This is a genomic window from Pseudomonas sp. GCEP-101 (assembly GCF_025133575.1).
GTDB classification, from domain to species: domain Bacteria; phylum Pseudomonadota; class Gammaproteobacteria; order Pseudomonadales; family Pseudomonadaceae; genus Pseudomonas; species Pseudomonas nitroreducens_B.
Map to the genome: position 1 here is coordinate 3,161,831 of NZ_CP104011.1, position 26,284 is coordinate 3,188,114.

At 64.2% G+C, this 26,284-nt stretch carries 20 protein-coding genes, 1 tRNA gene and 1 pseudogene; 9 read left to right on the top strand and 13 right to left on the bottom strand.

Translation table 11 applies throughout. The features are described from left to right. Positions 1-4: 4 nt before the first annotated feature. From N0B71_RS14495 to N0B71_RS14525, 7 genes and pseudogenes are all read left to right on the top strand, one after another. Positions 5-514, top strand: coding sequence for a hypothetical protein (locus N0B71_RS14495; protein WP_259753267.1), 510 nt, complete (start codon positions 5-7; stop codon positions 512-514). Further along, positions 433-1,536, top strand: coding sequence for a virulence factor TspB C-terminal domain-related protein (locus N0B71_RS14500; RefSeq protein WP_259753268.1), 1,104 nt, complete (start codon positions 433-435; stop codon positions 1,534-1,536). Before N0B71_RS14495 ends, N0B71_RS14500 begins: the two co-directional genes overlap by 82 nt. Next, on the top strand, positions 1,536-1,862 hold the full coding sequence (locus N0B71_RS14505) for a DUF2523 domain-containing protein (protein ID WP_259753269.1): 327 nt from the start codon (positions 1,536-1,538) through the stop codon (positions 1,860-1,862). The genes N0B71_RS14500 and N0B71_RS14505 overlap by 1 nt, the downstream gene beginning before the upstream one ends. Positions 1,863-1,874: 12 nt before the next feature. Beyond that, the gene (locus N0B71_RS14510; RefSeq protein ID WP_259753270.1) at positions 1,875-3,056 is read left to right on the top strand and encodes a zonular occludens toxin domain-containing protein; all 1,182 of its coding nucleotides are present in this window, start codon (positions 1,875-1,877) and stop codon (positions 3,054-3,056) included. Between the two features lie 142 nt (positions 3,057-3,198). Beyond that, the gene (locus N0B71_RS14515) at positions 3,199-4,494 is read left to right on the top strand and encodes a hypothetical protein (protein ID WP_259753271.1); all 1,296 of its coding nucleotides are present in this window, start codon (positions 3,199-3,201) and stop codon (positions 4,492-4,494) included. Then, positions 4,494-5,476: pseudogene (locus tag N0B71_RS14520) on the top strand (phage integrase). Before N0B71_RS14515 ends, N0B71_RS14520 begins: the two are co-directional and overlap by 1 nt. Positions 5,477-5,537: 61 nt before the next feature. Next, positions 5,538-7,352, top strand: a complete 1,815-nt coding sequence (locus N0B71_RS14525; protein ID WP_259753272.1) for an NACHT domain-containing protein — start codon at positions 5,538-5,540, stop codon at positions 7,350-7,352. Between the two features lie 119 nt (positions 7,353-7,471). On the opposite strand, the gene N0B71_RS14530 is transcribed toward N0B71_RS14525, so the two are convergent. Together N0B71_RS14530 and N0B71_RS14535 are read right to left on the bottom strand one after the other, a co-directional pair. Beyond that, positions 7,472-7,545 (bottom strand) — tRNA-Gly (locus N0B71_RS14530). A 151-nt stretch (positions 7,546-7,696) separates the two neighbouring features. After that, the gene (locus tag N0B71_RS14535) at positions 7,697-8,590 is read right to left on the bottom strand and encodes an alpha/beta fold hydrolase (RefSeq protein WP_259753273.1); all 894 of its coding nucleotides are present in this window, start codon (positions 8,588-8,590) and stop codon (positions 7,697-7,699) included. 501 nt (positions 8,591-9,091) lie between these two features. Between N0B71_RS14535 and N0B71_RS14540 the strand changes: the two genes are divergently transcribed. Together N0B71_RS14540 and N0B71_RS14545 are read left to right on the top strand one after the other, a co-directional pair. Next, complete coding sequence (locus N0B71_RS14540) at positions 9,092-9,925, top strand: substrate-binding periplasmic protein (protein ID WP_259753274.1); 834 nt, start codon at positions 9,092-9,094, stop codon at positions 9,923-9,925. A gap of 3 nt (positions 9,926-9,928) precedes the next feature. Next, the gene (locus N0B71_RS14545; protein WP_259753275.1) at positions 9,929-12,802 is read left to right on the top strand and encodes an HD domain-containing phosphohydrolase; all 2,874 of its coding nucleotides are present in this window, start codon (positions 9,929-9,931) and stop codon (positions 12,800-12,802) included. A gap of 8 nt (positions 12,803-12,810) precedes the next feature. On the opposite strand, the gene N0B71_RS14550 is transcribed toward N0B71_RS14545, so the two are convergent. The 11 genes from N0B71_RS14550 to N0B71_RS14600 form a co-directional block, all read right to left on the bottom strand. Beyond that, the gene (locus N0B71_RS14550) at positions 12,811-13,197 is read right to left on the bottom strand and encodes a type II toxin-antitoxin system VapC family toxin (protein WP_259753276.1); all 387 of its coding nucleotides are present in this window, start codon (positions 13,195-13,197) and stop codon (positions 12,811-12,813) included. Beyond that, the gene (locus tag N0B71_RS14555) at positions 13,197-13,448 is read right to left on the bottom strand and encodes a type II toxin-antitoxin system Phd/YefM family antitoxin (RefSeq protein ID WP_259753277.1); all 252 of its coding nucleotides are present in this window, start codon (positions 13,446-13,448) and stop codon (positions 13,197-13,199) included. The genes N0B71_RS14550 and N0B71_RS14555 overlap by 1 nt, the downstream gene beginning before the upstream one ends. Before the next feature lie 132 nt (positions 13,449-13,580). Next, complete coding sequence (locus N0B71_RS14560) at positions 13,581-14,327, bottom strand: murein L,D-transpeptidase catalytic domain family protein (protein WP_259753278.1); 747 nt, start codon at positions 14,325-14,327, stop codon at positions 13,581-13,583. Between the two features lie 375 nt (positions 14,328-14,702). After that, on the bottom strand, positions 14,703-15,755 hold the full coding sequence (locus tag N0B71_RS14565) for a L,D-transpeptidase (protein WP_259753279.1): 1,053 nt from the start codon (positions 15,753-15,755) through the stop codon (positions 14,703-14,705). A 207-nt stretch (positions 15,756-15,962) separates the two neighbouring features. Beyond that, complete coding sequence (locus N0B71_RS14570; protein ID WP_259753280.1) at positions 15,963-16,658, bottom strand: pseudouridine synthase; 696 nt, start codon at positions 16,656-16,658, stop codon at positions 15,963-15,965. Then, positions 16,658-16,873: a cysteine-rich CWC family protein gene (locus N0B71_RS14575; RefSeq protein WP_259753281.1), complete on the bottom strand. Its 216-nt coding sequence runs from the start codon at positions 16,871-16,873 to the stop codon at positions 16,658-16,660. Before N0B71_RS14575 ends, N0B71_RS14570 begins: the two co-directional genes overlap by 1 nt. A gap of 95 nt (positions 16,874-16,968) precedes the next feature. Next, positions 16,969-17,805, bottom strand: a complete 837-nt coding sequence (locus N0B71_RS14580; RefSeq protein WP_259753282.1) for a DUF4824 family protein — start codon at positions 17,803-17,805, stop codon at positions 16,969-16,971. Then, complete coding sequence (locus tag N0B71_RS14585; RefSeq protein WP_259753283.1) at positions 17,805-18,878, bottom strand: DUF2157 domain-containing protein; 1,074 nt, start codon at positions 18,876-18,878, stop codon at positions 17,805-17,807. The genes N0B71_RS14580 and N0B71_RS14585 overlap by 1 nt, the downstream gene beginning before the upstream one ends. A 404-nt stretch (positions 18,879-19,282) precedes the next feature. Next, positions 19,283-21,091 (bottom strand): allophanate hydrolase, encoded by a 1,809-nt coding sequence (gene atzF / locus N0B71_RS14590; RefSeq protein WP_259753284.1) that lies wholly within the window; start codon positions 21,089-21,091, stop codon positions 19,283-19,285. A gap of 430 nt (positions 21,092-21,521) precedes the next feature. After that, positions 21,522-25,370: a 5-oxoprolinase/urea amidolyase family protein gene (locus N0B71_RS14595; protein ID WP_259753285.1), complete on the bottom strand. Its 3,849-nt coding sequence runs from the start codon at positions 25,368-25,370 to the stop codon at positions 21,522-21,524. A gap of 273 nt (positions 25,371-25,643) precedes the next feature. Next, on the bottom strand, positions 25,644-26,279 hold the full coding sequence (locus tag N0B71_RS14600) for an urea amidolyase associated protein UAAP2 (protein WP_259753286.1): 636 nt from the start codon (positions 26,277-26,279) through the stop codon (positions 25,644-25,646). Between the last annotated feature and the right edge of the window lie 5 nt (positions 26,280-26,284).

Below are 26,284 nucleotides of genomic sequence, written 5' to 3' on the forward strand. Positions count from 1 at the left end.
GACCATGGGCCGTTTCCTGATCCTGCTGCTTGCCGCCCTGGTCGCCACGCCGACGATTGCCACCGAGCGAGTGAAGGTAGATCCCTTCATCAAGGCCGGCCCGGGCTACAGCGCCGCCAATGGCTCGATCACAGGCTACGTGCCCTCCAAGTCCAACGCCGATCTTCTGCTCGAAGCCGAGCGCAAAGGTTGGATGGGGTCTGGCACGGCGAAGACGCCTGTGACCATCAAGCCCAAGGTTACTGTTCCCGTCGGTGGGCTCTCTTCCAGGTTGAAAGCTGGCCTGAAGACAAATGCTGGTCAGCTTGTTCTTGGGGCGGCTGTTTCCGGCGCTGTCGCCGCTGTGGGCTGGGTCATGTCGGACGACAACACCAAGATTCAGAAAAAAGAGGTAATGCCTGTCGATACGGTCGCCGACAAGAACCAGTATCAATGGCTGGTCCTTCTGGAACTAATGGCACCGCTGGCACCTTTCCATCTCCGCAAGCGTATTGCGCGTATCGCGATACCGTAATTAATTACAACCAGAACGGTCCGGATAAGGTTGTCGTTACAAAGGTCAACGACACCCACTACACCTGTGCGGTTCTCGGCGCTCAGTTCGGTGGTGTAACCACAGACGTCTGGCGTACTGGCACTACTTGTTATGGCGGCACCGCATACAGCGGCACTCTTGCTGCCTGTGCCACGACTACCAAGGCCGATCTTTCACCAACTGATTGGGACGCCGTTGATCCATGGGTTGCTGCCCAGTCCGCCACGTGGCTTAAGGGGCTTCTGAGCGAGGTTTGCGGCGGTACGTATGGCGGTGTCAATCCTCAGTCCTGTTACGACGGTCTTCAGAAACAGAGTGCCGCCATCATTTCTGGGCCGACCTCCGTCCAGGGGCCGAAGCAAACCACCACCGGCACTTACAACCGGCCGGACGGCACCCTCGGCAACACCTCCACGACAACCAACACCACCTACAACATCCGCTACGGCGATACGTACTTCGACTACGACACCGTCACCACCACGACAACCTATCAGGACGGCCAAAAGACCGGCGAGCAAACCACCTCCGATGAAGGTGAGCCGCAGGAAAAGCCCGAGGACGAAAAGGACAAGGAGGAAGAGGAAAAGCCCGAACGCCTCGCCTCTGGCGAACCTTGCGATGTGCCGCTGTCCTGCTCGGGCGACGCCATCGACTGCGCAGTGCTGACCCAGGAAAAAGCCCTGCGCTGTGCCTACGAAAAGCAGAGTGACTACGAGAAGCACGAGGCCGACATTAAGGCCGCCGTCACCGGTGCCAAGTTCGAAATGGACGACAGCACCGAGATTCAAATCCCGTCCTTCATCAACCAGGGCACGCGCTTTCTCCCGGCGTCCTGCCCGGCTGACAAGACCTTCTCCCTCAGAACCAACGGCGGCCGCACCTTCGCCGTGACCTATGAGCCGCTGTGCGCGGCTGCCACTGACCTTGGCTACCTGATCGTCATTGCGGTCGGGGCTTTCTGCGTCCTCTACGTCGGACGCTCCCTCGGAGGTGAATGATGCAATACGCCTTTATCGTCCAGATGCTACTGATCATCGCCGTCCCCATCGTGAAGATGGTCCTGCGCGCCATCGGCTTCGCGGTCGTCAGCTACGTCGGCTTCAACCTGCTGATCGACATGGCCCGTAGTTACCTGATGTCGCAGATGGGCAATGTCGCCGTGCCGATCCAGCAGATCCTCGGCCTCGCGAAGATTGATGTGGCCATCAACATGTACCTCGCGGCCGTCACCACTCGTGCGCTCATGGCGGGCTGGCTCAAGGCACAGGACCGTCTCCGTCGGCAGGTGTGGAACCCGCCGGGCCGCGACTACATCGACGCCTAAGGGGGACCGGTCATGCTCTACATCCGCACCGGTAAGCCCGGCCACGGCAAAACCCTCAACACCATCCGCGAAGTGGACGCCAAAGCCAAAGCCGAAGGCCGCATCGTCTACTTCCACAACGTCGCCGGCCTCAAGCCCGAGAAGCTGGAGGCGGCCTGGTTCGAGTTCGAAGACCCGTTCAAATGGTACGAGCTGCCCCAGGACGCAATCATCGTGGTGGACGAGGCTCAAGGCTGGTTCGGCGCCCGCGATCCGCGCAACCGCCCGCCGGAGCACATCACCCGCTTCGAAACCATGCGCCACCAGGGCCACGAAGTGCATCTGGTGACGCAGGACCCGCGCTATATCGATGTCCACTTGCGCCGCCTGTGCAATGGGCACATCCACTACTGGCGGGTCTTCAAGAGCCAGCAACTGCTGCGCTTCGAGTCCGAGGCGGTCATCGAGGCAGTCGAGAAAAAGACCTCCTTTAAGGACGCCGACAAGACGGTCATCAAGCTCGATAAGAAGTACTTCGGGGTTTACACGAGCACCCAGGCGCAGCACCACTTCAAGTTCAAGCCGCCGAAGAAAATGATCCTGGCGTTGGCGGTGATCGTCGGCGCCGGCTTCATGGTGTATCGCGCCTTCGAGCGCTACCAGCAGGGCAGCAAGCCGGCAGAAGCGGCGGCGACCACCATCGCACCGAAGGACCAGCCCGGCATGGTCGATCAGGCCAAGTCGATGGTGGGCTCGCTGATCAGCCCCAGCGGCGGCGAAGCCCCGAAGGCGGTCACCCCCGAGCAGTACATCGAGCAGCGAAAACCCCGCATCGCGGATTTGCCAGCCTCGGCCCCGGTGTATGACCAGCTCAACACCCCGGTCAGCAAGCCGCGCATCTACTGCCTGTCCACCAGTGATCCCAAGCTGGTGGAGCGGCGACCGCCGGAGACGGTGAAGAACGGCCAGTCGTGCCAGTGCTACACGCAGCAGGCGACCAAGTTCGCGACCAGCTTCGAGTTCTGCATCAGCGTGGCGCGCAACGGCTACTTCGATCCCACCTTGCCCGACCGAGGCACCGGCCCTGACGCGCGCATGGCGCAGCCGTCACCTCCACCCCCGATCTACCCGAGCGCTCAGCCAACGGCCAGCAATGAGCCCAGCGGGCCCACGGTGACGGTCATTCCCTATGAGAAAGGCAAGTTCTTGTGGTGAGCCCGCCAGGGCCGTTTTGCGGTTTGAGCCGACGTAGGAGGCCACCCGCAAACGGCCCGGCGGGGCGCGGCCGACGACCCTGTAACACGTCGGATAACCCACTGAGCACAGTTTCGTTTCGTATCTATTTGGAGTGTTTCCAATGACCAAGCCACAGCATCAAGTTCGCGTCACCCTCAAACCCGGTGGCGAAATTTACGAGTCGCCCGAAGGGCGTTTGTTCTTCGACGACAAGCTGGCCAAGTTCACCGATCTATCCGGCGTGCGCCTGCTTCGTTGCGGGGTGGACACGGTTCGGCAGCTCTACAACGGTCTGATCCGCCCCGAGATAATGGCGATCTTTGATGAGCCGGAAGACATTGTGGAGTTCGCCGGTTACCAGTGGGCCAAGGGCAGGGTAGGGCGCGATTCCGGTTACCAGTACCGGCTACAGAACGCAGATATGGGCCTGATCCTGCTGATCAAGAATCACAACGTGAAGCTCGAAAACATCGGCCCGCACCTCAAGATTGAAGTGTCTCCGCACGCCCTGGATGGTGCCGATCCTTCGATCCTGCAAGGCGTACTGGATGACCTCGCCGCTGGTGTGCTTGCCGCCTGCGAAGTGAATCAGTGCGCCGTACACCTCGCACTCGATGTGCAGGGCTGGACGCCTTCCAGCGACCTCGTAGAGCGTATGCGTTGCCGTTCGCACCGGGTGCGCCAGATCACCGGTATCGACCGTATCGAGTTCGACGGTAACGCCTCGGTATACGGGCGTGGTGAAACCTTCATGTTCGGCTCGGCCAACGGCCTTCAGCTCTGCATCTACAACAAGACGCTCCAGGCCCGGAGCACGGACAAGCTCGACTACTGGGAAAACGTTTGGGCATCCCTCAACGGCGATCCTTTCGGCGATGGCGAGCCCGCCTATAACCCGCTGGAAACGGTGTGGCGCATCGAGTTTCGCTTCCACCACTCGGTAGTACAGCAGTTCTCCGAAGGCTCCCGGATGGCCTCTGGTGAGGTAATCGGCTGCCGTACCTACTCGGGTCTTTGCCCGCATCTGCAAGGACTGTGGGAATACGCTTGCGACAGCTTCCGCCTGTTGTTGGATAACCCCAAGTGGTTCGATCCGTTCTGGTCGCTGATCACCCTGGATACCAAGGTGCAGGTAGAGGCCGATCCGCTCATTGAGCGCACGGAATACCGCCGCTACTACAAGACCGCTCAGGGCTTTTCCGGCAAGAACTGCGAGATGTTCCTGGGACAGTTCGCCAGCCTTATTGCACGGGAGCGCGTACCACCAAAAAAAGCCCTTGAGGTCGGGAGAACGCTTCCCTTCTGGCATGTGATTGAAGATCACTACACCGCCAAGGGCTACAGCACTCGCGACCTCGAACGTCACATCATTGGGCTCATCAACGACCGGTACTTGAAGCGGGGGTACGCGATCTAATGAGCATCACCAAGCTCCCCGATGGCCGTTGGTTTGTTGATGTCGAGCCGATAAAGGGAAAGCGTTTCCGGAAGCGGTTCAAGACCAAAATGGAAGCGCAGCAGTTCGAGGCCAACGCGCGCCAGAAGTGCGCCGAGAATCCGAGTTGGACGATTAAGCCCAAGGATCGCCGCAAGCTCTCCGAGCTAGTCGAACTTTGGTATGAGCTTCACGGCCAGACCCTTGCCAATGGCAAGCGCTGTGTGGCGATTCTGCGGCTGATAGCGAAGGACCTGGGTGACCCTATAGCGGCAACTCTGGAGCCGGCCAAGTGGCCCGTGTGCGCTCCTTGCAAGTCGCTAAAGGCATGTCGGGCAAGTACGCCAACAACCGCCTTGGCTACCTCAAGTCGATGTACAACGAGCTACGACAGCTGGGGACCATCGACTACGAGAATCCCGTTGGACGCATGCGTCCGTTGAAGCTGCAGGAGAAGCCGCTGTCATACCTGACCAAGCATCAGGTTTCAGAGCTGCTGGCCGCGCTCGATGCCCGCACTACGTCGCCGCATCCGAAGATGGTCGCTCGCATCTGCCTCGCAACAGGTGCTCGATGGGGAGAAGCTCAGGCTCTGACACCGGAGCGGTTGAAAGGCAATACGGTCATCTTCGCCAACACCAAGTCTAAGCGTGTTCGCTCGGTGCCAATCTCCGAAGCCTTGGCCAAAGAGATTCGTCAGCATTGGCAGGCCCATGGTCCGTTCACCAACTGCCTCGGCGTGTTTCGCATCCTGCTGCTGTCCACGTCGATCAAGCTCCCGAGAGGGCAGGCCAGCCACGTGCTACGCCATACGTTCGCTAGTCACTTCATCATGAACGGCGGGCACATCGTGACGTTGCAGCACGTTCTGGGGCATGCATCACTTTCGATGACTATGCGGTATGCTCATCTATCGGAAGAGCATTTAAAAGATGCAGTATTGTTGAATCCACTCCTGCGTTGATTATGATGCGTCTGAAGTCTATATCGTGAAATAGTAAATCCTGTTCATGGAGCGAATGGATATGAGTGCTGAGTTTGCAAGTCTTTCTGTAATCATTCGTGCGGCTTCGCCATTAATTAAAGATATTTATAATGGTGCAAAGGGGGAGGTTAAAAAATGCCTCGAGAAATGGGGGGCGAGCTCGTTTCCCTCAAATCTGTCAGACAGTCTAGAGTATCTTGATTCGGTCAGAACTATTTGGAGTCCTGAGAAGAACGTTTCGTTGTCTGGGTTTTATTACCCTAGTAAGTTTGATATCAATGGTTGTGCGACAGAGGTGTGTAGAGTAACTGATCTTGGTAAGGGGAGTGTGGTAGTTCAAGGAATTGTTGGGCAGGGAAAGTCAGTATTTCTCAGGTATCTCGCGATCCAGGAGATATTAAGCTCTGATCGGCCAAGGATGCCTGTTTTTTTGGAGCTGAGAAGGCTGAGTAAGTCGTTTGGGTTGCTTGACGGGCTGAAGGCAGTACTATCCAGTTATGATTTAAGTGCGACGGATGAGGTTTTTAAGTATTTGGCTGAATCGGGGAAGATTGTTATTTTGCTCGATGGGTTTGATGAGCTTGATTCTGAGGTGGTTAAGGATACAGCTATAGTAATAGAAGGCTTGGTAAGGGCGTATCCTGGTTTGCAAGTAGTGGCTACGTCTAGGCCGCGAAACGAAATCCAAAAGATGAGCTGCTTTCGGGTGATGGATATATTGCCTTTGGAGAGTTCTGACTATGCTGGATTTTTGGGTAAACTTGGGGTTGATGTTGTAAAGGCTCATTCGATAGTTGAGGCTATAGAGTCCAGTCCGAGTAAGGTCTCCGAGTTGATTAGTACGCCGTTAATGCTGACTCTGGTGGTTTTTGTATACCAGTCTGAAAATCACATCCCAGCAGAGCTTCCGGAGTTTTTTGAGCGCCTCTTCTATACAGTATTCACTCGGCACGATAAATTGAAGCCGATATTTGATCGTCAGCACTATACGAAGTTGTCAGAGCGGAAGCTCCAAAGCTTATTTGAGGCGTTCTGCTTCATGAGTATGCAGTTAGGCAATGGTAGGTCTCTGAGCTCTGCTCAATTCTCGAAAGCATTTGATTTGGCGCAAGAGTATACGGATGGATCAGATTGTTATGAGGTTGATTTTCGAAACGACATAACAAAGGTTTCTTGTTTGATGCTTGAGGAAGGGTTCGGCGATGTGACTTTTCTTCATAAAAGTATTGCTGAATATCATGCTTCGGCGTTTGTTAAGAATTCGGATGATGTATTTGCAAAGCGATTTTACGAGCACGCGGCGAAAAACTGGTCTATGTGGGAGGCGGCTCTTTCTTTTTTAAAAGTTATAGATTCCTATCGATTCGCTAAGTATTTTGCTGTGGAGCAACTGATTGGTGCTATAGCGTTGGCAAGGTTGTTAGACTCTTGTGTGGATGCGGTTAGCTTTGTTCGGTCTCTTCCAGAGTCGATGGGAGGGTTGTCGGCTAATTATGAGCAGACTTTTGATCCAGTCTATTTTTCCTATGAAAGCGTGGGTGCATGGACTGCGCCTGATAACTATTATGATGAGGATTTGGTGGATGTTATAACGGATGTTATTGCTGAGATAGTTCCAGACTCTTTGTCGGTGCATGAGATTTCAGAGTTGCGTAATTCTGGCGTTCGAGTGCTGGGGGTTGATGAAGACCTTATTGAGATTGGTCTTATAGATATTTTTAAAGTGTGGGGGTTTGAAAGGGTTAAAGAGAGTGTTGCTCAGCATTTGGCTGATCTTATTGTTCGGCTGGATCAAGCAAAAGTTCTTGCCGAGAAATTAGACAAGCGTGTGTCAATCTTTGATAAGAGACTGTAGCTTCTCCACATGGGAGGGGCGAGGTAATGTTTTTCTCGACACTTTTTCGACACCTTACCGGCGTCCAAAAAGCAAAACCCCCGAAACGCTAGGCATTTCAGGGGTTCGGCAGGGTGTTCTGGAGCGGGCGAAGGGAATCGAACCCTCGTCATGAGCTTGGGAAGCTCAGGTAATGCCATTATACGACGCCCGCTTGGGGGTGCCTTTTTACCAGAAGGGCGAGGCTTAGTGAAGCCTTCTGCGGTCAGGCGTGCCGAGCGGGTGGCTGGTGTGAACAGGCTGGCGCATGGAAAACCGGGGGCGGAAGGTCTGGGGCCGGCCCCCGGTTGTGGGCGCAGGCTGCATCAGCCCACCATGGCGGCGATGGGGACGCCCTGGCTGGTGGGCAGGTACGGGTTGGCCAGCACCGGGTGGCGTTGCGGCTGGAGGAAGCTCAGGAGGGCGTCCTGGGTTTCCTGCCAGGCCTTCTTGTGCTCCACGTCGATGAAGTGGCCGGCGTTGCGGATGGTGCGGAACTCGCAGTCGCGGATCAGTTGCTGGAACAGCTTGGCCTCGGCCGGGGTGGTGTAGATGTCCAGCTCGCCGTTCATGAACAGCAGGGGGATGTCGATGGCCGCGAACTTCTCCATGTAGCTTTCCGCGCTGAGCTTGAGCACCTGGCAGACGTGGAAGTGCATCTGCCGGTATTCATGCTCGTCGAGGCCGCTGACGTGGCGGAAGTTGTAGCGCTTGAACAACTGCGGCAGGTACTGGCCGATGGTGTCGTTCACCAGGTTGCCGATGTTGGTGCGGTCGCAGGCGGACAGGTAGTCCAGGCCGCGGTGCAGGTAGTCGAGCATCGAGGCGTTGAGCAGCGGCGAGAAGGAGTTGATCACCGCCTTCTGGATCCGCGCCGGGCGCTCGGCCAGGGCGAGCAGGGTGGCGACGCCGCCCCAGGAGAACGACATCACCACGTCGGCGCGGTAGTGCTCGATCAGGCCCAGCAGCAGCTGTGCCTCGTACTCCTTGGTGATGAACTCGCGGCAGTCGTTGTGTGCGCGGGACCGGCCGGCGTACGGCTGGTCGTAGCAGACCACGTTGAAATGCGGTTGCAGGTATTTCACCGTTTGCGCGAAGGAGGCGGTGGTTGCCAGCGAGCCGTTGACCAGGATGATGGTCTGGCGCGCTTCCCTGTTGGCGTGGAACTCCGTGTGTACCCGATGTTGCTGAATCTCGACGACGGCGGTTTCCGGCCTCATGTCGTATTCCTCCAGACGCAGGTCATGGTGCGCACCCACCATCGGATGCGAAGAAAGTACCCAGGCAGAGGAAAGCGTCTTGACGTGACAGCTTCATGTCACTCGACGAAAGTTAACAATCTCTTGATTTTCAACTGGTTGGAGCATCAATGGGCACGATTTCCGGCGCCGGTCAGGACGCGGATTCGGGCTATTGATCAGGCAGGGAAGGGGCGGCGTGGGGAACGGCGTGCCGCGAAAAGCTGTATTGGATGCAGCGTGTGACTCATTGGTCACGCTTGAGCCAGAGTTAAGCAGCACCGTTCCGCCGGCGCAACCGTCATCGCGTGCTTGAGTCACATCGGTGGTGCGAATTCCGACGAAATGACATTTCTCCGCGTATTTGTCCGGCGCTTTGGTGAAGCCGGATTACACTCTTGGGATAGCTGTTATGCCCCTTGCCGAAGACGAGCGATCACGCCGTGCTCCCCCTGAGGCCGATACCGCGTGCGGAGCGGGTCCATGGCACTTCACCCAAGGTTCGTCACACCGCTGGTCCTTGCCCCGGCCGCCTGGCTGTGTGCGCACGCCATGGCGGAGGATCGCTACGGTTGCGAGCAGCCGATCAGCGTCGCCTACACCCGCAACGTGGTGTTCTTCCATGACGACGTCGGCATCGACCCTGACCTGATCGCCGAACTGGGCAAGCGCACCGGCTGCCAGTTCGTCACTTCCGTGCGCCCGCGGGACGAAATCTGGAGCCTGCTCGAAAGCGGCGATCTGCAGATGGGCACCAGCGGCGTCGCCACGCCGCAGCGGCGGGCCTACACCTACCTGCTGCCGTACCTGTACCTGCGCAACAAGCTGATCGTGCGCGACGACCTGGGCGAGATCAACAGCCTGGACGCCTTCCACGACATGCCCGGCGCGCGCCTGGGGGTGATCGCCGGCTACCGCCACGGCGCCTTCATCGATGGCATGTTGCGCATCCTGCGCGCCGAGGGGCGGGTGGTGGAGTACAAGGACGACACGAGCCGCTTCAGCGCCCTGCTCAATGGCGATGTGGAGGGCGTGATCGGCCATGAGATGAATCTGCAAGGGGCCGTTCACGACCGTCGTCAGCGTGAACGCTTTCATGTGGTAGACGTGATGCCCGGGCCGGCGACGCCCCACAATCTGATGCTTTCTCGCAAGCGCTTCACCCCGGCGCAGGGCGCCGAATGGATGCGCCTGCTGGAGACGTTGTGGCTGGATGGCACCCTGGCCCGGATCATGCGTGACAATGCACCGCCGCCGGTGGCGGAAGGACTGCTCGACAGCGGATATCGCTACAGCTCCACGGACAGAGGCTGGTAAAGGATGAAGGCATTCGAACGGGGTATTCCGCTGCAACTGCTGGTGGCCGGGGCCATCATCGCCAGCATGCTGGTGCTGGCGGGCGCGTTGCTGGTGCAGGGATACCGCGGTGTGGAAGGCGCGCTGGTAACGGCGGCCGGCGAGTCGGCCAGCCAACTGGGGGCGACCATCAATGAGCGCATTCGCCGCCTGATCGACCCGGCGGAAAGCGCGCTGCGCCTGCTCACCCACGACCCCATCTCGCAGACGGACAACCTGCCGGCGCGCCTGGATCGCTTGCCGATGCTGGTGGAAAACCTGCGCGCCAACCGCACCCTGAGCGCGGTGTATATCGGTTATCCGAATGGCGAGTTCCTGCTGATCCGCGCGCTGCGCGTACCCGAGGTACGCCAGACCCTGCAGGCGCCGGATGCCGCCATGTACCTGGTGCAGAGCCAGACGCTCAACGGCCAGGGCGGCCTGCTGGGCGAGTGGCGCTTCTATGACAGCGAACTGCGCCTGCTGCGCGTGCAGGAGCGCCCCGACTACAACTACGATCCACGGCAGCGGCCCTGGTACAACGAGGCGCGCCTCACCAGCAAGACGGTGCTGACCCAGCCATACGTCTTCTTCACCACCCGCGAGATCGGCCTGACCCTGGCGCACCGCAGCGTCGACGGCGCGGCGGTGATCGGCATGGATGCCTCGGTCAACGACCTGGGCGGCGAAATGGGCGACCTGCGCCAGACCGCCAACACGGAGCTGGCGGTGGTCGACGGCAAGGGCACGGTGATCGCCTACCCGGACCTGTCCCGCCTGATGATCCACGAAGGCAAGGAACTGCGGCTGGCCTCGCTGGCTGAGTTGAAGGTGCCGGCGCTGAGCGCGCTCAACGCCGAGAAGGTGCCGTCCGGAACACCGCAGTCGTATCAGGTCGGCGGCGAGGACTGGTACGGCATCTGGGTGCCGCTGTCGAACTTCACCAGCAACGAGGTGAAGGTGCTGATCGCCATCCCCGCCGTGGAGCTGCTGGCGGGCGCGCGGCAACTCCTGTTCAACCAGGCCCTGTGGAGCGGCACGCTGCTGCTGGTGTTGCTGCTGATCGGCTGGTACATCGGCCGGCGCATCGCCCGCCCGCTGACGGCGCTGGCGGACCAGGTGGGCGCGCTGGCGGCCTTCGACTTCGCCCGGCCGGTCGGCGTGGAGTCGAAGATCGCCGAGGTTCGCGACCTGAGCAGCGTGATGGGCAGCATGTCGCGCACCATCCACAACTTCCAGGCGATCACCCTCACCCTGAGCCGCGAGACGCGCCTGGAAAGCATGCTCGAAGGCGTGCTCTCGCGCCTGGTGGAAGCCACCAACGTGATGGGCGGCGCGGTCTACCTGCTGGACGACGAGGACTGCCGTCTGCGCCTGGCCTGCGCGGTGAACGGCGAGCAGTACCCGCAATCGATGCTGATCGAGGGCTTCACCGAGGCGGAGCTGGCCGAGCGGGTGGACCTGGCGCTGGCCAATCGCGGCCAGTACCTGGAGGTCTCGCTGCGCAACCGTTCCGATGAGCTGCTGGGCATCCTCGTCCTGCAACTGGCCCAGGAGGGCGCGCACAGCCAGCAGCCGCGCAAGCCGTTCAAGCGCTTCGTCGAGGAGCTCTCCGGTGCCGCCGCCGTGGCCATCGAGACCCGCCAGCTGATCGAAGCCCAGCAGCGCCTGCTGGACGCCATCATCAAGCTGCTGGCCGACGCCATCGACGCCAAGAGCCCCTACACCGGCGGCCACTGCGAGCGCGTGCCGCAGTTGGCCGACCTGCTGCTGCAGAAGGTCATCGACTCGCGGGACGGCGAGTACGCCGCCTTCACCATGAGCGACGCCGAGCGCTACGAATTTCAGATCGCCGCCTGGCTGCACGACTGCGGCAAGATCACCAGCCCCGAGTACGTGGTGGACAAGGCGACCAAGCTGGAGACGCTGTACAACCGCCTGCACGAAGTGCGCACGCGCTTCGAGGTGATCTGGCGCGACATCGAGCTGGATTACTGGCGCGGCATCGCCGAAGGCAACGACATCGGCCTGCTCGCCGCCCGCCGCGACGCGCTGCACGAATCGCTGCGCGACGACTTTGCCTTCGTCGCCCAGGCCAACGTCGGCGGCGAATTCATGAAGGACGAGGACATCGAGCGCCTCAAGCAGATCGGCGAGCGCCGCTGGCTGCGCTATTTCGATGACCGCCTGGGCATCTCCCACGACGAGGCCGAGCGCCTGCAGGGGCGCCCCGAGCGGCCGTTGCCGGCCGAGGAATGCCTGCTCGCCGACAAGCCCGAACACCGCGTGATGTGGGGCGAGCGCAAGCCGCCGGTGGCGAAGGACGACCCGCGCAACATCTGGGGCTTCGACATGCGCCTGCCGCCCTATGCCAGCCACTACGGCGAGCTGTACAACCTGGGCATCCGCCGCGGCACGCTGAACGACGAGGAGCGCTTCAAGATCAACGAGCACATCGTCCAGACCCTGATGATGCTCACCACCTTGCCGCTGCCGCGCCACCTGCGCCGCGTGCCGACCATCGCCGCCAACCACCACGAAAAGATGGACGGCACCGGTTACCCCCGCAAACTCACCCGCGAGCAGATGAGCATCCCCGAGCGGGTCATGGCGATCGCCGACATCTTCGAGGCGCTGACCGCCGCCGACCGCCCGTACAAGGCGCCGAAGACGCTCTCCGAGTCGCTGAAGATCCTCGCCTTCATGGCCCGCGACCAGCACATCGACGCCGATCTGTTCCGCCTGTTCATCAGCCAGGGGGTGTACCGCGAGTACGGCGAGCGCTTCCTCAACCCAGAGCAGATGGACGCCGTGGATGTGCGGGCGATCCTGCAGATCCTCGATGGGGTGAAGGCCTGAGGGCGGACTCAGATCCTGCGGATCGGCCCCGGATAACGCTCGATCTTGCTGTCGTGAGTGAGCAGCAGCATGCCTTCCACATGCGCCTGGGCGATCAGCATGCGATCGAAGGGATCGGCGTGCAGGGCGGGCAGGGAGCCGACGAAGACCGAATGTTCGCCGGTGATGGGCAGTTCGGCGTAACCATTGTCCAGCAGGGCCTTGCGAACGATGCTGGGGTCATAGGGGAAGTCCGCGCGTTTGAGTGCGCTCTTGATGGAGATTTCCCAGATGCTGGCGGCGCTGAAGAACAGGTCGGTGTCATCGGACAGGATGAGCGACCTGATCTCGCTGGTCAGCCGTGGGTCGTCGGTCAGAACCCAGAGCAGGATGTGGGTATCCAGCAGCAGGCGCATCAGTCGGCCTCGCCGCTGAACAGCTGGGCGATGTCGTCGGCGAAGGGCGCGTCGATGTCGTCCACGGCGGGATAGAGGCCCTTGAGCGCGCCGATGCGCTTCTCCGGCTTGTCGTGGATGGCCTCGACCTTCACCAGGGGCTTGCCAGCCTTGGCGATGATGAAGGGATGCCCCTTGCTGGCGAGATCGACCAGACGCGACAGGTTGGTCTTGGCGTCGTGAATGTTCACGATCTCGATATCGCTGCTCATGGCTTTACCTCGGTGTTAGCTAACCCAGTGAACTAACCTTGCGCGATGCTAGCTCAGGGACCGAGCAGCAGCAATCCAAACGCAAACCGCCGGCATCAGCCGGCGGTTTGCGTTTGGCGGAACAGGCGGGGATCAGCGCTTGGCGAGGTTAGTGGCGTAGCGGTTGATCTGCGGGTTCTTCGCCACGGTGCAGCTCTGCCCGGCGAGGAACTGCGAGTTGCGCAGGTATTGCTGCTGCGGGTAGTAGGCGAACACGTAGCTGCCGTTCTTCACCGTGTCGATCAGTTGCTGCGCCACCTGCGGGCGCACCGCCGGGCAGCCTAGGCTGCGGCCGAGGCGACCAAGGCCGGGGACGACCTTGGGGTCGGCGTAGGCGGCGGCGTGCATGACGATGGCGCGCTCCTCGCTGTTGTCGTTGAAGCCCGGTTCCAGGCCCAGCAGGCGCAGGGAACGGCCGTGCTTGCCGCTGTAGGTCTGGCCGGTCTGGTAGAGGCCGATGGAGGACTGGTTGCTCTCGGGCAGGTTGGAGAAGGAGGTGGCCATGTCCTCGCCACTCTTCTTGCCGTGGGCGACCCATTCCTCGAACAGCAGCGTGCGCTGCTTCAGGTCGAACACCCAGAGGCGCTTGTCGCGGGATGGCTTGGAGTAGTCAATCACCGTCAGCAGGCGGTTCTGGCCGCCGAGCTGAGTGCTGGCGCACTGCAGTGCGTTGAGCGCCAGGCGCAGGGTTTCGGTGTTGGTGGCGGGCGCGAGGCGGTGCAGTTCCTCGGCCGTGGGCAGGCGGGCGGCGGACGCGGTCTGCCAGCTGCCAAACGCAAAAAGCGCGGCACTGGCGAGCGAAATCCGGAAGAACCCCCGTAACTTCAAGAAAGTCAGCATGAATACAACATTCCCGTGGAATCGATATGGTTTTTTCTGGGAAACGCCGGATTGTGCGTGATTTTTGATCAGTGGTGTGGCTGTTTTTTGATCGAGTATGGCCCCGCCCGTCGGTAATTACGAACTTTCCCGTGCGGTGGATCGCCGCAAAGCGTTGGTTTCTGGGGAGTTGGGCGAAAGGAGCTCGCCCCGGACAGGCGCCTTGACTCGTTGTGTTTCGAGATTCTTCGGCAGCTTGCACGGCCGGCTTGAGGCCGTCTGTCCGTGGGCGAGTGCCGACAGTGTGGCGTGAGCGGCAGGTGATGGGAGCAGGGAAACGATGAACAGCCTGTAGGGGAAGTCCGGAGCATGGCAACGTCACCCCGGCTCATCGCCCTACTGCACGCTCTGGTTCTTGACCGGCTTCTGTTCGGCCTGGCGGTCATTGGTGGTGATCACGGTGAAGTCAGGGTTGCTGCGCATGTCGCGCGTGGAGGGCAGGTCGGTGATCACCAGGGTGCTGCCCACATCCATGCTGGCCAGCAGGTTGCGCAGGAACTCGCGGTCGAGGCTGAACTTGCCCAGCTGCTCGGCCGGCGACAGCCCGCGCTGCGGATCGCTGACCTGCACGCTGGTCCAGCGCAGGTTGGGGTTCTCGCTGTCGATCTCGCTCTGCGTGGGCTTCTCCAGCAACGAGAAGGCGGCCACGCCGGTCTTCTCCTCGGGATGCTCGAAGGCCACCGGCGCGGTGCCGATCTGCACGCCGCCGCGGTAGACGTAGAGGCGGCGGTCGGCGCGGCTGACCAGCACCGAAACCGGGCCCTTTTCCGCGCCCGGGTCGCTCCAGAACGGCACCACCATGCCGCTGTCGTCATGCGGGCCGGCGGCGCGTCCGGCGCTGACGATGGGGGCGAGCAGGCCGGGATGGTAGACCTCCACGGGCGAGCTCTTGGCATCGGAGATGATCACCGTGGTGGTGCTGAAGCCGGTGACCTCATAGAGCTTCTTGGCGAACGCCATGGGCAAGCGGATGCAGCCGTGTGAAGCCGGGTAGCCGGGCAGGTTGCCGGCGTGCAGGGCGATGCCGTCCCAGGTCAGGCGCTGCATGTAGGGCATGGGCGCGCTGTTGTAGAGGTCGGAGTGGTACTCGACCTTCTTCTGCAGGATGGAGAACACGCCGGTGGGGGTTTCCTTGCCCTTCTTGCCGGTGCTCACGGTGGCCACGCCGATGGCGATGCCGTTGCGGTACACGTAGGCGCGCTGCTCGGTGAGGCTGACCACCACGGTCACCGGGCCCGCGGGGGAGATTTCCGGGTACCAGAGGAACTGGCCGGGCTTGAGCGTCTTCAGCGCGGCCTGCAGGTTGGACAACGGCGAGGGCTTGCTCGGGTTGGCAACGGCAACGCTGGCGCTCAGGGCGATCAGCAGGGCAACCGAGAGTTTCTTCATCACCTTTCCTTGGGACGCGGGGTTGGCTGGCAGCTTAGCCAAGCGGCGCGGGCCGCTGCAAACTGCCGGGCTGAACGGCGCGCGTAGGGCTTTTCCGAACGTTCAACAGGCGCAGTATGTAGGAGCGAGCGTGCTCGCGAACAGGGTTGCCGGTGGGCCTGGTACGGGGGCGGTTCGCGAGCGAGCTCGCTCCTGCAACAGGGTGGATCAGCCCAGTTCGGCGATTTCCTGCGCGGTCAGCGCGCGGTAGTCGCCGGGTTGCAGGGCGGGGTCGAGCGCCAGGCTGCCCATGCGTTCGCGGTGCAGGCGGGTCACCTTGTTCTGGAAATGGCCGAACATGCGCTTGACCTGGTGATAGCGCCCTTCATGCAGGGTCAGGCGCGCGGCGCGGCGGCCGAGGATGTCCAGCTGGGCGGGCAGGGTCGTGAGGTCTTCGAAGGCGAAATACAGGCCCTGGGCGAAGGTCGCGATGTAGCGCTCCTCGATCGGGTCTTGCGTCTCGACGTAGTAGACCTTGGGCAGCTTGCGCCCCGGCAGGGTCATGCGCCGCGACCACTGCCCGTCGTTGGTGATCAGCAACAGCCCGGTGGTGTTGTAGTCCAGGCGGCCGCCGATGTGCAGCTCGTGCTTGTCCGGCTCGTCCAGCAGGTCGAGCACGGTGCGGTGCTCGGCGTCGCGGGTGGCGCTGACGCAACCGGCCGGCTTGTGCAGCATGAAGTAGCGCGCCGGCTTGCCGGCCTGCAGCAGCCCGTCGTCCAGCTCCACGCTGGAAAACTCGCGTACCTCGTGGCGGCCATCGCGCACCACCTGGCCATCCACGCGCAGGCGGCCCTCGGCGAGCAACTGGCGGGCCTGCTGGCGGTTCAGGTGCGGCAGGTTGGCGATGAAGCGGTCCAGGCGCATCAGGCTTGCTCGGCGGCCTTCAGCCCGGCTGCGCAGCGCGGGCAGAGGCAGGCGCGATCGATCAGTTCTGGCGGGATGCGCTCGAGCGCCTCGTGGTCGACGGGCGTGCTGAAGCACCAGCAGTCCTGGCCCGCCAGCGCCGGGTTGGCCAGGGTGCAGCGGTTGGACTGGCCGCAGAGCGGGCAGCGGCTGGGGTTGGGAGTGGCGTCGTTCATGGCCGGTCGGGCGGCAAGCGGTGGCGATGCGGGCGCACAGGGTGCAGCGCCGACCCGCATCGCGCAAGCGGATTCGGATCGGCGCGCGGTGTGGTTCAGGGCATCTCGATGCGCACGATCCAGGGTTCCAGGCGCCGGCCGAAGGCGACGTCGGCGACGAAGGGCTGGGCCCGGCCGTCCGCCGCGCGGTGCGGTTGCGCAGTGATCTGGTCGAGACGCTCGCGCCACTGGTGCGGCACGTTGAGGCTGTCGGTGCCGACGGAGCTGGCGGTGCCGCCCAGGGTCCAGATGTGCTCGTAGTAGTTGGACACCGGGCGCACCTGGCCGTGGACGATGAGGTAGCGCCGGCGATCGGGGTAGCGCGCGCGCAGGGTCGCCAGGTCCCGGCCGACGTCCTTGAGCAGCAGGCGCGTGTCGGTCTTCTCCTCGCTGTCCAGCTCGCGGCGGATGAAGTCGCGCTCGTCCGCCAGGCGAGCATTCTGCGGCGCGGCATCGGCGGCCAGGCGCGCTTCGTCGAGGCGCTTGCGGGTCAGCTGCACTTCGCGCTCGTACAGCGGGCCATCGAGTTCCAGCACCAGCAGGGCATCGCGCGATTGCTGGCGGCCGAAGCGCCGGGCGCTATCGTCGTCGACCTGCTCGGGCATGGTGAAGCCGAGTTCGGCCATCTTGCGGCTGTCGAGGGCGGGCTGCCAGCCGCGATTGTGCTGCCGTGCGTCCTCGTCGCGGCTGGGCGTGCGCCAATGCAGGCGCAGGCTCAGGCCGCTGTTTTCCTTGTACCAGTCGCTATTGCGCAGCAGCTCGCGCTGGCTGAGCGGCAAGGTGCTGTCGGGCTCGCCGGAGCGGTTCCAGGCGACGCCGCCCAGGGCGATGGCGTTGACCAGCAGGATCAGGCCGACACCGCCGGCCAGGGCATGGGTGCGCGTCCAGTTCATCAGGCGGTCCCTCCCAGCAGGCCGTGGGCGCGGCGCAGGCGGCGCAGCACCAGCAGGATCAGCACCGCGCACAGGCCCAGCACGAGGAAGAACAGGTACTTGGGCATGAGGGTCCACCACCAGTCGAAGAACTTGGTGTAGAGGAAGATCACGAAGAAGGTCAGGCCGGTGTTCACCACGTCCGGCCATTCGCGGCGCGCGCCCAGCCAGATGGCCAGCGCCGAGACGACGAAGCCCAGCACCTGGTAGGCGCTTTCCAGCGAACGCGGGTGGAACGGCAGGTAGCTGCTGCCGCCCCAGTTGGCCAGCACCAGCATCGGCAGGAACAGCCCGAGCAGGCCGAAGACCCGGTAGATCGCGGCGAAGCCGTCGAAGCGCTGCTGCGAGAAGAACGTTGGAACGAGGAAGATCAGCAGCGCGGCGGGGAAGAAGTTCTCCGGCCGTTCGCCCACGTCCAGCCAGTACGCGCCGCTCCAGGTGCCGACCCGCGCGGCGACGAAGGCCATCACGCAGACCAGCGCGGCGGACAGCAGCAGCCGGGCGTTGCAGGTGTAGGCCAGCAGCAGGGCGTAGGCGGCCCAGGGCAGCAGCGCCTTGTCCGAGGGCGTGATGTTGAAGATCTGCCCGATCATCACGACGTTGAGCACGAAGCAGGCGAAGGCCAGCATGGCGCCGAGCTTGGCGAAGTAGCCCGACGCATCGCGACGTTGCAGCAGCAGGGTCAGCAGCAGGCTGATCAGCGAGGCGCCGATGAGGATGACAACCTGCACGCTTTCGCTGAACAGCCCCCAGAACTGGTAGAAGAGGAAGAACAGGCTGGCGGCCAGCGCCAGGGCGCCGAGGAAGGAGGCGATGCGCATGCCCAGGGAGAGGCGGTGGTCCTGGCTGTCGCGGTCGATGTCGAAGCGCGCGCGGTAGTCGGCGAGCAGGCGTTGCTGATGGTCGTGCAAGCGCTCGCGCTGGGCGTTGTCGAGAAGGAGGGCGCCTTCGTCGTGCAGGCGGCGCAACTCGCGGTCGAAGGCGAGGATATCGTTGACGCGGTGCTGCGCCTGCTGGTGGCTGAGGTCGGGCATGACCGGTCCTTGCGGCGGATGATGCTTGAACTCTAGCTGCCGGCGGGGCGCGGTTCCATGGGCAGCTTCGCAGCGCGCATGACGCGTGGCGTCATACGCCGTCGCGGGCATGGCCCGCTCCTACCGGGAAACTCCTGCGCTGGGGCATCCCTCCCCCCGCCCTGCCGGCGCGCCCCGCTTCGAAGGGAGAGGGAGCAGCCCGTGCCGGCTGACGCCGCAGTTCCACCGGTGCCGATCCAGCCTCCTCTCCCTTCAGGGAGAGGGTTAGGGAGAGGGCCGGCCCCCTGTCACGGACGTTCAGACAAAGACAGTTGCCCCTGCGCATGGATCGGTTTTAGGAGCGTCGTCGAGGCGTAGGGCGAATAACCTGGAACAGGCTATCCGCCCTACGAAATTCCGCACGATCAGGTGCGGCTTGCCAGCCACGCGCGCCAGCCGCCGAAGCGGCTGATGTCCTCGGCGCCGTCCAGGCCCCAGGCGTCGCAGATGAAGCCGGTTTCCCAGCTGCCGTCTTCCAGTTGCACCTTGCCCAGCCCCAGCGGCGCGGGGATGCCGGTGAGGAAGGAGCCCAGCTCGGCGCTGGGCAGCTCCCAGACTTCCACCTCGATGGCCACGCCACCCTCGGCTACCCGCAACATGCCGGGGCGCAGCGGCGGGCCGCCGGCCAGCGCATAGAGCTTGTAGGCCGGGGCGCTTTGGGTGGCGCGCAGCAGGCGCGCGCCGCGCTGGCGCAGTTGCCCGTTCAGCGCCAGGCCATCCAGGTGCGCGCCGCACACCACCAGGCGCGCGCGGTCGTTGCGCGCGGCGTTGGCGGAGGACGCCGGTGCGATGGCATTGCCGCCGGTGAGCGGCAGGTTGTGCTGGCGCTGCAGGGCGTCGGCCAGGCCCAGCAGGTACTGGTCGGTGAAGGCGCGGCCGAACAGCGTCACGCCCCAGGGCAGGCCGTTGCCCATGAGGGCGCTGGGCACGGCGACGGCGGCGTAGTCCAACAGGTTCATGAAGTTGGTGTAGTAGCCCAGGTCGGAATTGCGCTTCACCGGTTCGGCGTGCAGCTCGTCCAGGGTCACCGGCCGGCCGATGGTGGGGGTGAGCACGCAGTCGAGGTCGGCGAGGAGCGCGTCGCACTGCGCCTTGAGTTCCTGCAGCCGGTACTGCGCGCGGAAGGCCTGCACGGCCGTGGCGCCGGGCGCCTTGGCCAGCACGTCGCGGATCACCGGCAGCACGGCCAGCGGGTCGCGCTCGATCAGCTCGCCCGCCACGCTGTAGCGCTCGGCCACCCAGGGGCCTTCGTAGAGCAGGCGCGCGGCTTCGAGGAAGGGCGCGAAGTCGATCTCCCGCGGCTCGCCGCCGAGTGCCTTGAGCTGGTCGAGGGCATCGGTGAACAGCACCGGGCCTTCATGGCAGCCGAAGAATTCCAGCTGGTCGGCGCGCGGCACGCCGAAGCGGAAGGGCCGGGGCGCACCGAAGGCGCCGGCGTCGTTCCAGGCCGGATTGGCGCGGCTGTAGCCGTCCTTCGGGTCGAGCCGGGCGGTGAGGGCGAGCAGCTCGCTGGCCTCGGCGGCGCTGGCGGTGAAGTAGGTGATGCAGTCCAGGGTGCGGCAGGCCGGCACCAGGCCGGTGTTGGACAGCAGGCCCTTGCTCGGCTTGAGCCCCAGCAGGCCGTTGAGCGCCGCCGGCACACGGCCGGAGCCGGCGGTGTCGGTGCCCAGGGCGAAGCTCGCCACGCCCAGCGCCACGGCCAGCGAGGAGCCGGCGCTGGAGCCGCCCGACGGGTACTCGGGCAGCACGCTGTTGCGGCATTCGCCGTAGGGCGAGCGGGTGCCGTTGAGGCCGGTGGCGAACTGGTCGAGGTTGGTCTTGCCCAGCGGGATGGCGCCCAGGTCGATCAGTTGCTGCACCAGGGTTGCGGAGGTTTCCGGCGTGTAGGCGAAGGCCGGGCAGGCGGCCGTGGTGGGGATGCCGGCGAGGTCGATGTTGTCCTTGATGGCGAAGGGGATGCCGTAGAGCGGCAGCGCCTCGGGGGAGGTTTTCTCCAGCGCGGCGAGGTAGGGCTCCAGTTCTTCCAGGCTCAACAGGTGGATGAACAGGTGGTAGTCGGGGTTCAGCGCGGCGGCTTTGGCGCGCAGCTCGGCGATCAACTGGCGCGGCGTGGCGCGGCCTTCGCGATAGGCGGCGTGCAGGGTGGCGAGGCGGAGGTCGAAGGTGGTGGGCATGGTTGGAGGTCCTTTGATCCTGTCAATTCTTCACTCGGATTGCCCTCACCCCAGCCCTCTCCCGGAGGGAGAGGGGGCAGAGCAGTCCGGCGCGGTGTCTGTTTCCAAGCACGACCCACCCGTCGGTGTGTCGTGGTTTCGGGTTCCTGTGCTGGGCGGATACCCTCTCCCCGGCCCTCTCCCTGAGGGGAGAGGGGGAAGAGCAGGCTGGCGCGGTGTCGGGTTCAAACCACGGACAGGCCGTGGTTGCAGATGAATCGAACGTTCTCCCCGCTTCGGCGGCCTCTCGCTGAAGGAAGAGCGGTCCGGCGCGAGGTCTGCCGATGAGTTTTCAGGATGACTCGGAAGTTGCCTCTCGCACCGAACGGCTCCCTCTCCCGCTTGCGGGAGAGGGCGGGGGAGAGGGGCTCTTGGCTCTGCGCGGACCTGCTCACGCCTCCTCCATCACCACCACCCGCTGCCCGGCGCGCACCGGCGAGCCGGGCTGTACGCGCACCTCGCGGACCACGCCGTCGCGCGGGGCGGTGAGGGGGATTTCCATCTTCATCGACTCGAGGATCACCAGGATGTCCCCGGCCTTCACGCTGGCGCCGGCTTCCACCTGCACCTGCCAGAGGTTGCCGGCGATGTGGCTCTCCACCGCATGCTGGCCGGCGCCGAGCGGGGCGTCCTCGCCGCTGTCGACGGCCGCTTCCTCGCTCTCGAAGTGCGCCTGGCCGGAGGCGATCCAGCGTTCGCGCTCGGCATCGAAGGCGGCGCGCTGATGGCGGCGGAAGGCGGCGATGCTCTCGGCCTCCTCGGCGAGGAACCGCTGGTAGTCGGCCAGGCGCAGTTCGCTGTGTTCGATACGCAGCGGATAGCGGCCCAGCGGGAAGTCGCGGCGGATGCGTAGCAGTTCCTCGGCCGATACCGGGTAGAACCGCACCTGGTCGAAGAAGCGCAGCAGCCAGGGCTTGCCGTCGAACGCCGCGACCTCGCGGTAGCGGTTCCACATCTGCAGGGTGCGGCCGACGAACTGGTAGCCGCCGGGGCCCTCCATGCCGTAGACGCACATGTACGCGCCGCCGATGCCCACGGAGTTTTCCGCGGTCCAGGTGCGCGCCGGGTTGTACTTGGTGGTCACCAGGCGGTGGCGCGGGTCCAGCGGCGTGGCCACCGGCGCGCCGAGGTAGACGTCGCCCAGGCCCATCACCAAGTAGCTGGCCTCGAACACAGTGCGGTACACCGCCTCCAGGTCCGGCAGCTCGTTGATGCGGCGGATGAACTCCAGGTTGCTCGGGCACCAGGGCGCATCCTTGCGCACGGTGGTCATGTACTTCTCGATGGCCAGCTGGCAGGCCGGGTCGTCCCAGGACAGCGGCAGGTGCACGATGCGCGACGGCACCTTGAGGTCCTGCGCGGCGCAGACGGCGTCCCACAGGCCGGCGACGGTGTCCAGCAGGCTGTGCAGCGGCAGGGTTTCCGGCTGGTAGTGCACCTGCAGCGAACGGATGCCGGGGGTGAGGTCGATCACGCCGGGCAGGTTCTTCGCCTCCAGTGCCTGCATCAGCGCGTGGGCGCGGAAGCGCAGGACCAGGTCCAGCTCGGGCTGGCCGATTTCCAGCAGCAGGTGGGTGTCGCCGGCCAGGCGGGCGACCAGGCGGGTGTCGTCCTGGCCGAGTTCGAGGACGATGGGGGAGGTGAGACTGGCGCTCGGGCTGCCCTCACCCTCCGCCCTCTCCCGCAAGCGGGAGAGGGGGCTGTCCGCGTGGCCGGATAGCACGGTAATCGCCGGCAGCTCCGCGCTGCCCCCTCTCCCTGTGGGAGAGGGTTGGGGTGAGGGGAAACCGGCGGCAGCGGAGTTGGGCTGATCGGTAGGAGCGAGCTTGCTCGCGAACGCATTCTGCTGGAGGTCCAGGAACTGGGCGGGTTCGCGAGCAAGCTCGCTCCTACGAAAGGCCGTGGCATGCTGTTCGCCAGCAAGGGCCAAGGCGCCGCCCTCGGTCCTGCGAAAAGCCGCCAGATTCCGGGCTTCGACGAGGGATACAGGCAGGAACCGCACCTTTTCCCCCGCCTTGAGCTGGCCGAGTTGCCAGAGGTCCGCCTCGATCACCGTCACCGGGCAGACGAAGCCGCCCAGGCTCGGCCCGTCCGGGCCGAGGATCACCGGCATGTCGCCGGTGAAGTCCACTGCGCCGATGGCGTAGGGGTTGTCGTGGATGTTCGACGGGTGCAGGCCGGCTTCGCCGCCGCTCTCGCGTACCCATTCCGGCTTCGGCCCGATCAGGCGCACGCCGGTGCGGCTGGAGTTGAAGTGCACTTCCCAGTCGGTGGCGAAGAAGGTCTGGATGTAGGCCGGGGTGAAGTATTCCGGCGCACCGTGGGGGCCGTAGATCACCCGGATCTGCCGCACGGCCGGCAGTTCGGTGCGCAGCTCCGGCGGCAGGCTGGCGCCGTGGCTGTCGTCGACCAGTTCCGCCAGGTGCAGCACGTCGCCGGCGCGCAGGGCGCGGCCGCCGTGGCCGCCGAACTGCCCGAGGGTGAAGGTGCTCTTGCTGCCCAGGTAGTCCGGCACCTGCAGGCCGCCGCGCAGGCACAGGTAGCTGCGCGCGCCCGCGCCGCCAACGGTGCCGAGGCTGAGGGTGGAACCGGCGGCGATGAACAGCGCGGTGTCCATCGGTTGCTCGACGCCATCCAGGCTGATCGGCAGCGCCGCGCCGGTGACGGCCACCACCGCGTCGGTGTTGAAGCGCAGGGTCGGGCCGCTCATGGTGATTTCCAGCGCGGCGGCGCCTTCGGGGTTGCCCAGCAGGACATTGCCCAGGCGCAGCGCGCGATCATCCATCGGCCCGGACGGCGGCACGCCCACCGCCCAGTAGCCGAGGCGGCCGGGGTAGTCCTGCACGCTGGTCTGGGTGCCGGCGCCGAGCACCTCCACGGTCTGCGCGCGGTAGCGCAGGCCTTCCAGGCAGCGGGTCCAGGGCGAGCCGCTGGCGAAGGGCGCATCTGCGAGGATCTGCCGCAGGTAGTCGCGGTTGCATTCCACGCCGTACAACTGGCTGTCAGCGAGGGCGCGGTCGAGACCGGCGCTGGCCTGTTCGCGGATCGGCGCCCAGGCGATGAGCTTGGCGATCATCGGGTCGAAGTAGGGCGGAATCTCGCAGCCGGCCTCGACCCAGGTGTCGATGCGCAGCGCCTTGCCGTCCGCCGCCGGGAACTGCACGGCGGTGAGCAGGCCGGGGCAGGGTTGGAAGTCGCGGCCCGGGTCTTCGGCGTAGAGGCGCGCCTGGATGGCGTGGCCGCTGGGCCGCAGTGCGGCGGCCAGGTCGGCCAGGGGCGGCAGGTCGCCGGCGGCCAGCTCGATCATCCAGCGCACCAGGTCGACGCCCCAGACCTGTTCGGTGACGCCGTGCTCCACCTGCAGGCGGGTGTTCACTTCGAGGAAGTAGAAGCGCTGCGCCTGGCTGTCGTAGACGAATTCCACGGTGCCGGCGCTGCGGTAGCTGACGGCTTTCGCCAGTTGGATCGCCGCCGCGCACAGGGCCTCGGCCATGCCGGCGGGCAGGTTGGGCGCCGGGGTTTCTTCCAGCACCTTCTGGTTGCGCCGCTGCACCGAGCAGTCGCGCACGCCGAGGGCGATGACCTCGCCCTGGCCGTCGCCGAACACCTGCACCTCCAGGTGACGCGCGCGCTGGATGTACTTCTCGATGAACACGCCGGAGTCGCTGAAGTTGTTCTGCCCCAGGCGCTTCACCGCATCGAAGGCGTCGCGCAGCTCGTCTGCCGAGCGGCACACGCGCATGCCGATGCCGCCGCCGCCGGCCGTGCTCTTGAGCATCACCGGGTAGCCGACCTGTTCGCCGGCGCGCAGGGCGGCGTCGAGGTCTTCCAGCAGGTCGGTGCCTTCGAGCATCGGCACGCCCTGCTCGCGGGCCAGGGCGCGGGCGGTGTGCTTGAGGCCGAACAGGCGCAGCTGTTCCGGCGTCGGCCCGACGAAGGCGATGCCGGCGGCTTCGCAGGCTTCGGCGAAGGCGGCGTTCTCGGAGAGGAAGCCGTAGCCGGGATGGATCGCCTGAGCGCCGCTGTCGCGGGCCGCCGCGAGGATTTTCTCCACCACCAGGTAGGTGCTGGACGCCGGGCCATCGCCGAGGCTGATGGCCTGGTCGGCCTGCTGGATGTGCAGGCTGGCGGCGTCGGCTTCGGAGTAGACGGCCACGCCGCCGATGCGCAACTCGCGAAGAGTACGCAGGATGCGGCAGGCGATGGCGCCGCGGTTGGCGATGAGCAGTTTGTCGAACATGAGGGCGTCCCCATGGGGTGGCGGGCCGTCCCGCCGTCATTCGGTGCGCGCCACGGTCGTCCGTGGCGCAGAAGCTTTGGCTTTTCTGTAGGAGCGAGCTTGCTCGCGAAACCGCTTAGCGCCGGCGTGTCAGGGGATCTTGTTCGCGAGCAAGCTCGCTCCTACATGAAGAGCCGCACAGCGTCGGGCTGCACTGGGCACTGCGGCTCTGGCCAAGGAGGAAGAGCCAGCGCCGCAACGCGTGCAGCTTTCCGCTTGCCGCTTGTGGCTGCTTCAGTCCCATACCAGCAGCTCCGCCGGGGTCGGGTTCCAGCCGTTGCAGGGGTTGTTGAGCTGCGGGCAGTTGGAGATCAGGACGATGACGTCCATGTGCGCGAGCAGCTCGACGTACTTGCCGGCGCCGGAGATGCCGTCCTCGAAGGTCAGGCCGCCTTCGGCGGTGACCGGCACGTTCATGAAGAAGTTGATGTTGTGGCTGATGTCGGCCTTGGTCAGGCGGCCGTCGTGCAGGCTGGCGCGCAGGAAGTTGTCGCGGCAGCTGTGCATGTAGCGCTTGTCCAGGGCGTAGCGCACGGTGTTGCTTTCCTGGGCGCAGGCGCCGCCGAGGGTGTCGTGACGGCCGCAGGTGTCGGCGGTGATGGTCAGCATCGGGTTGCCGAGGTTGGACCAGAGCACGCTGCCGGCGCTGAGGTAGACCTGCCCCTGCTTGCGCAGGGTGCGCTGCACGTCGTAGCGCTCGCGCGGGTTGGCGGCGCTGAAGAACAGCGTGTCCACCGCCTGGTTGCCCTCCAGGTCGAGGATGCGCAGGGTCTGCCCGGCTTTCAGTTCGGTGAGGCTGGGTTCGCCGGCCGGGATCAGGGTGCGTGAGACGCAGGCTTCGAGGTGTTTGTCGCTGGGGACGATGGGCATGCTCG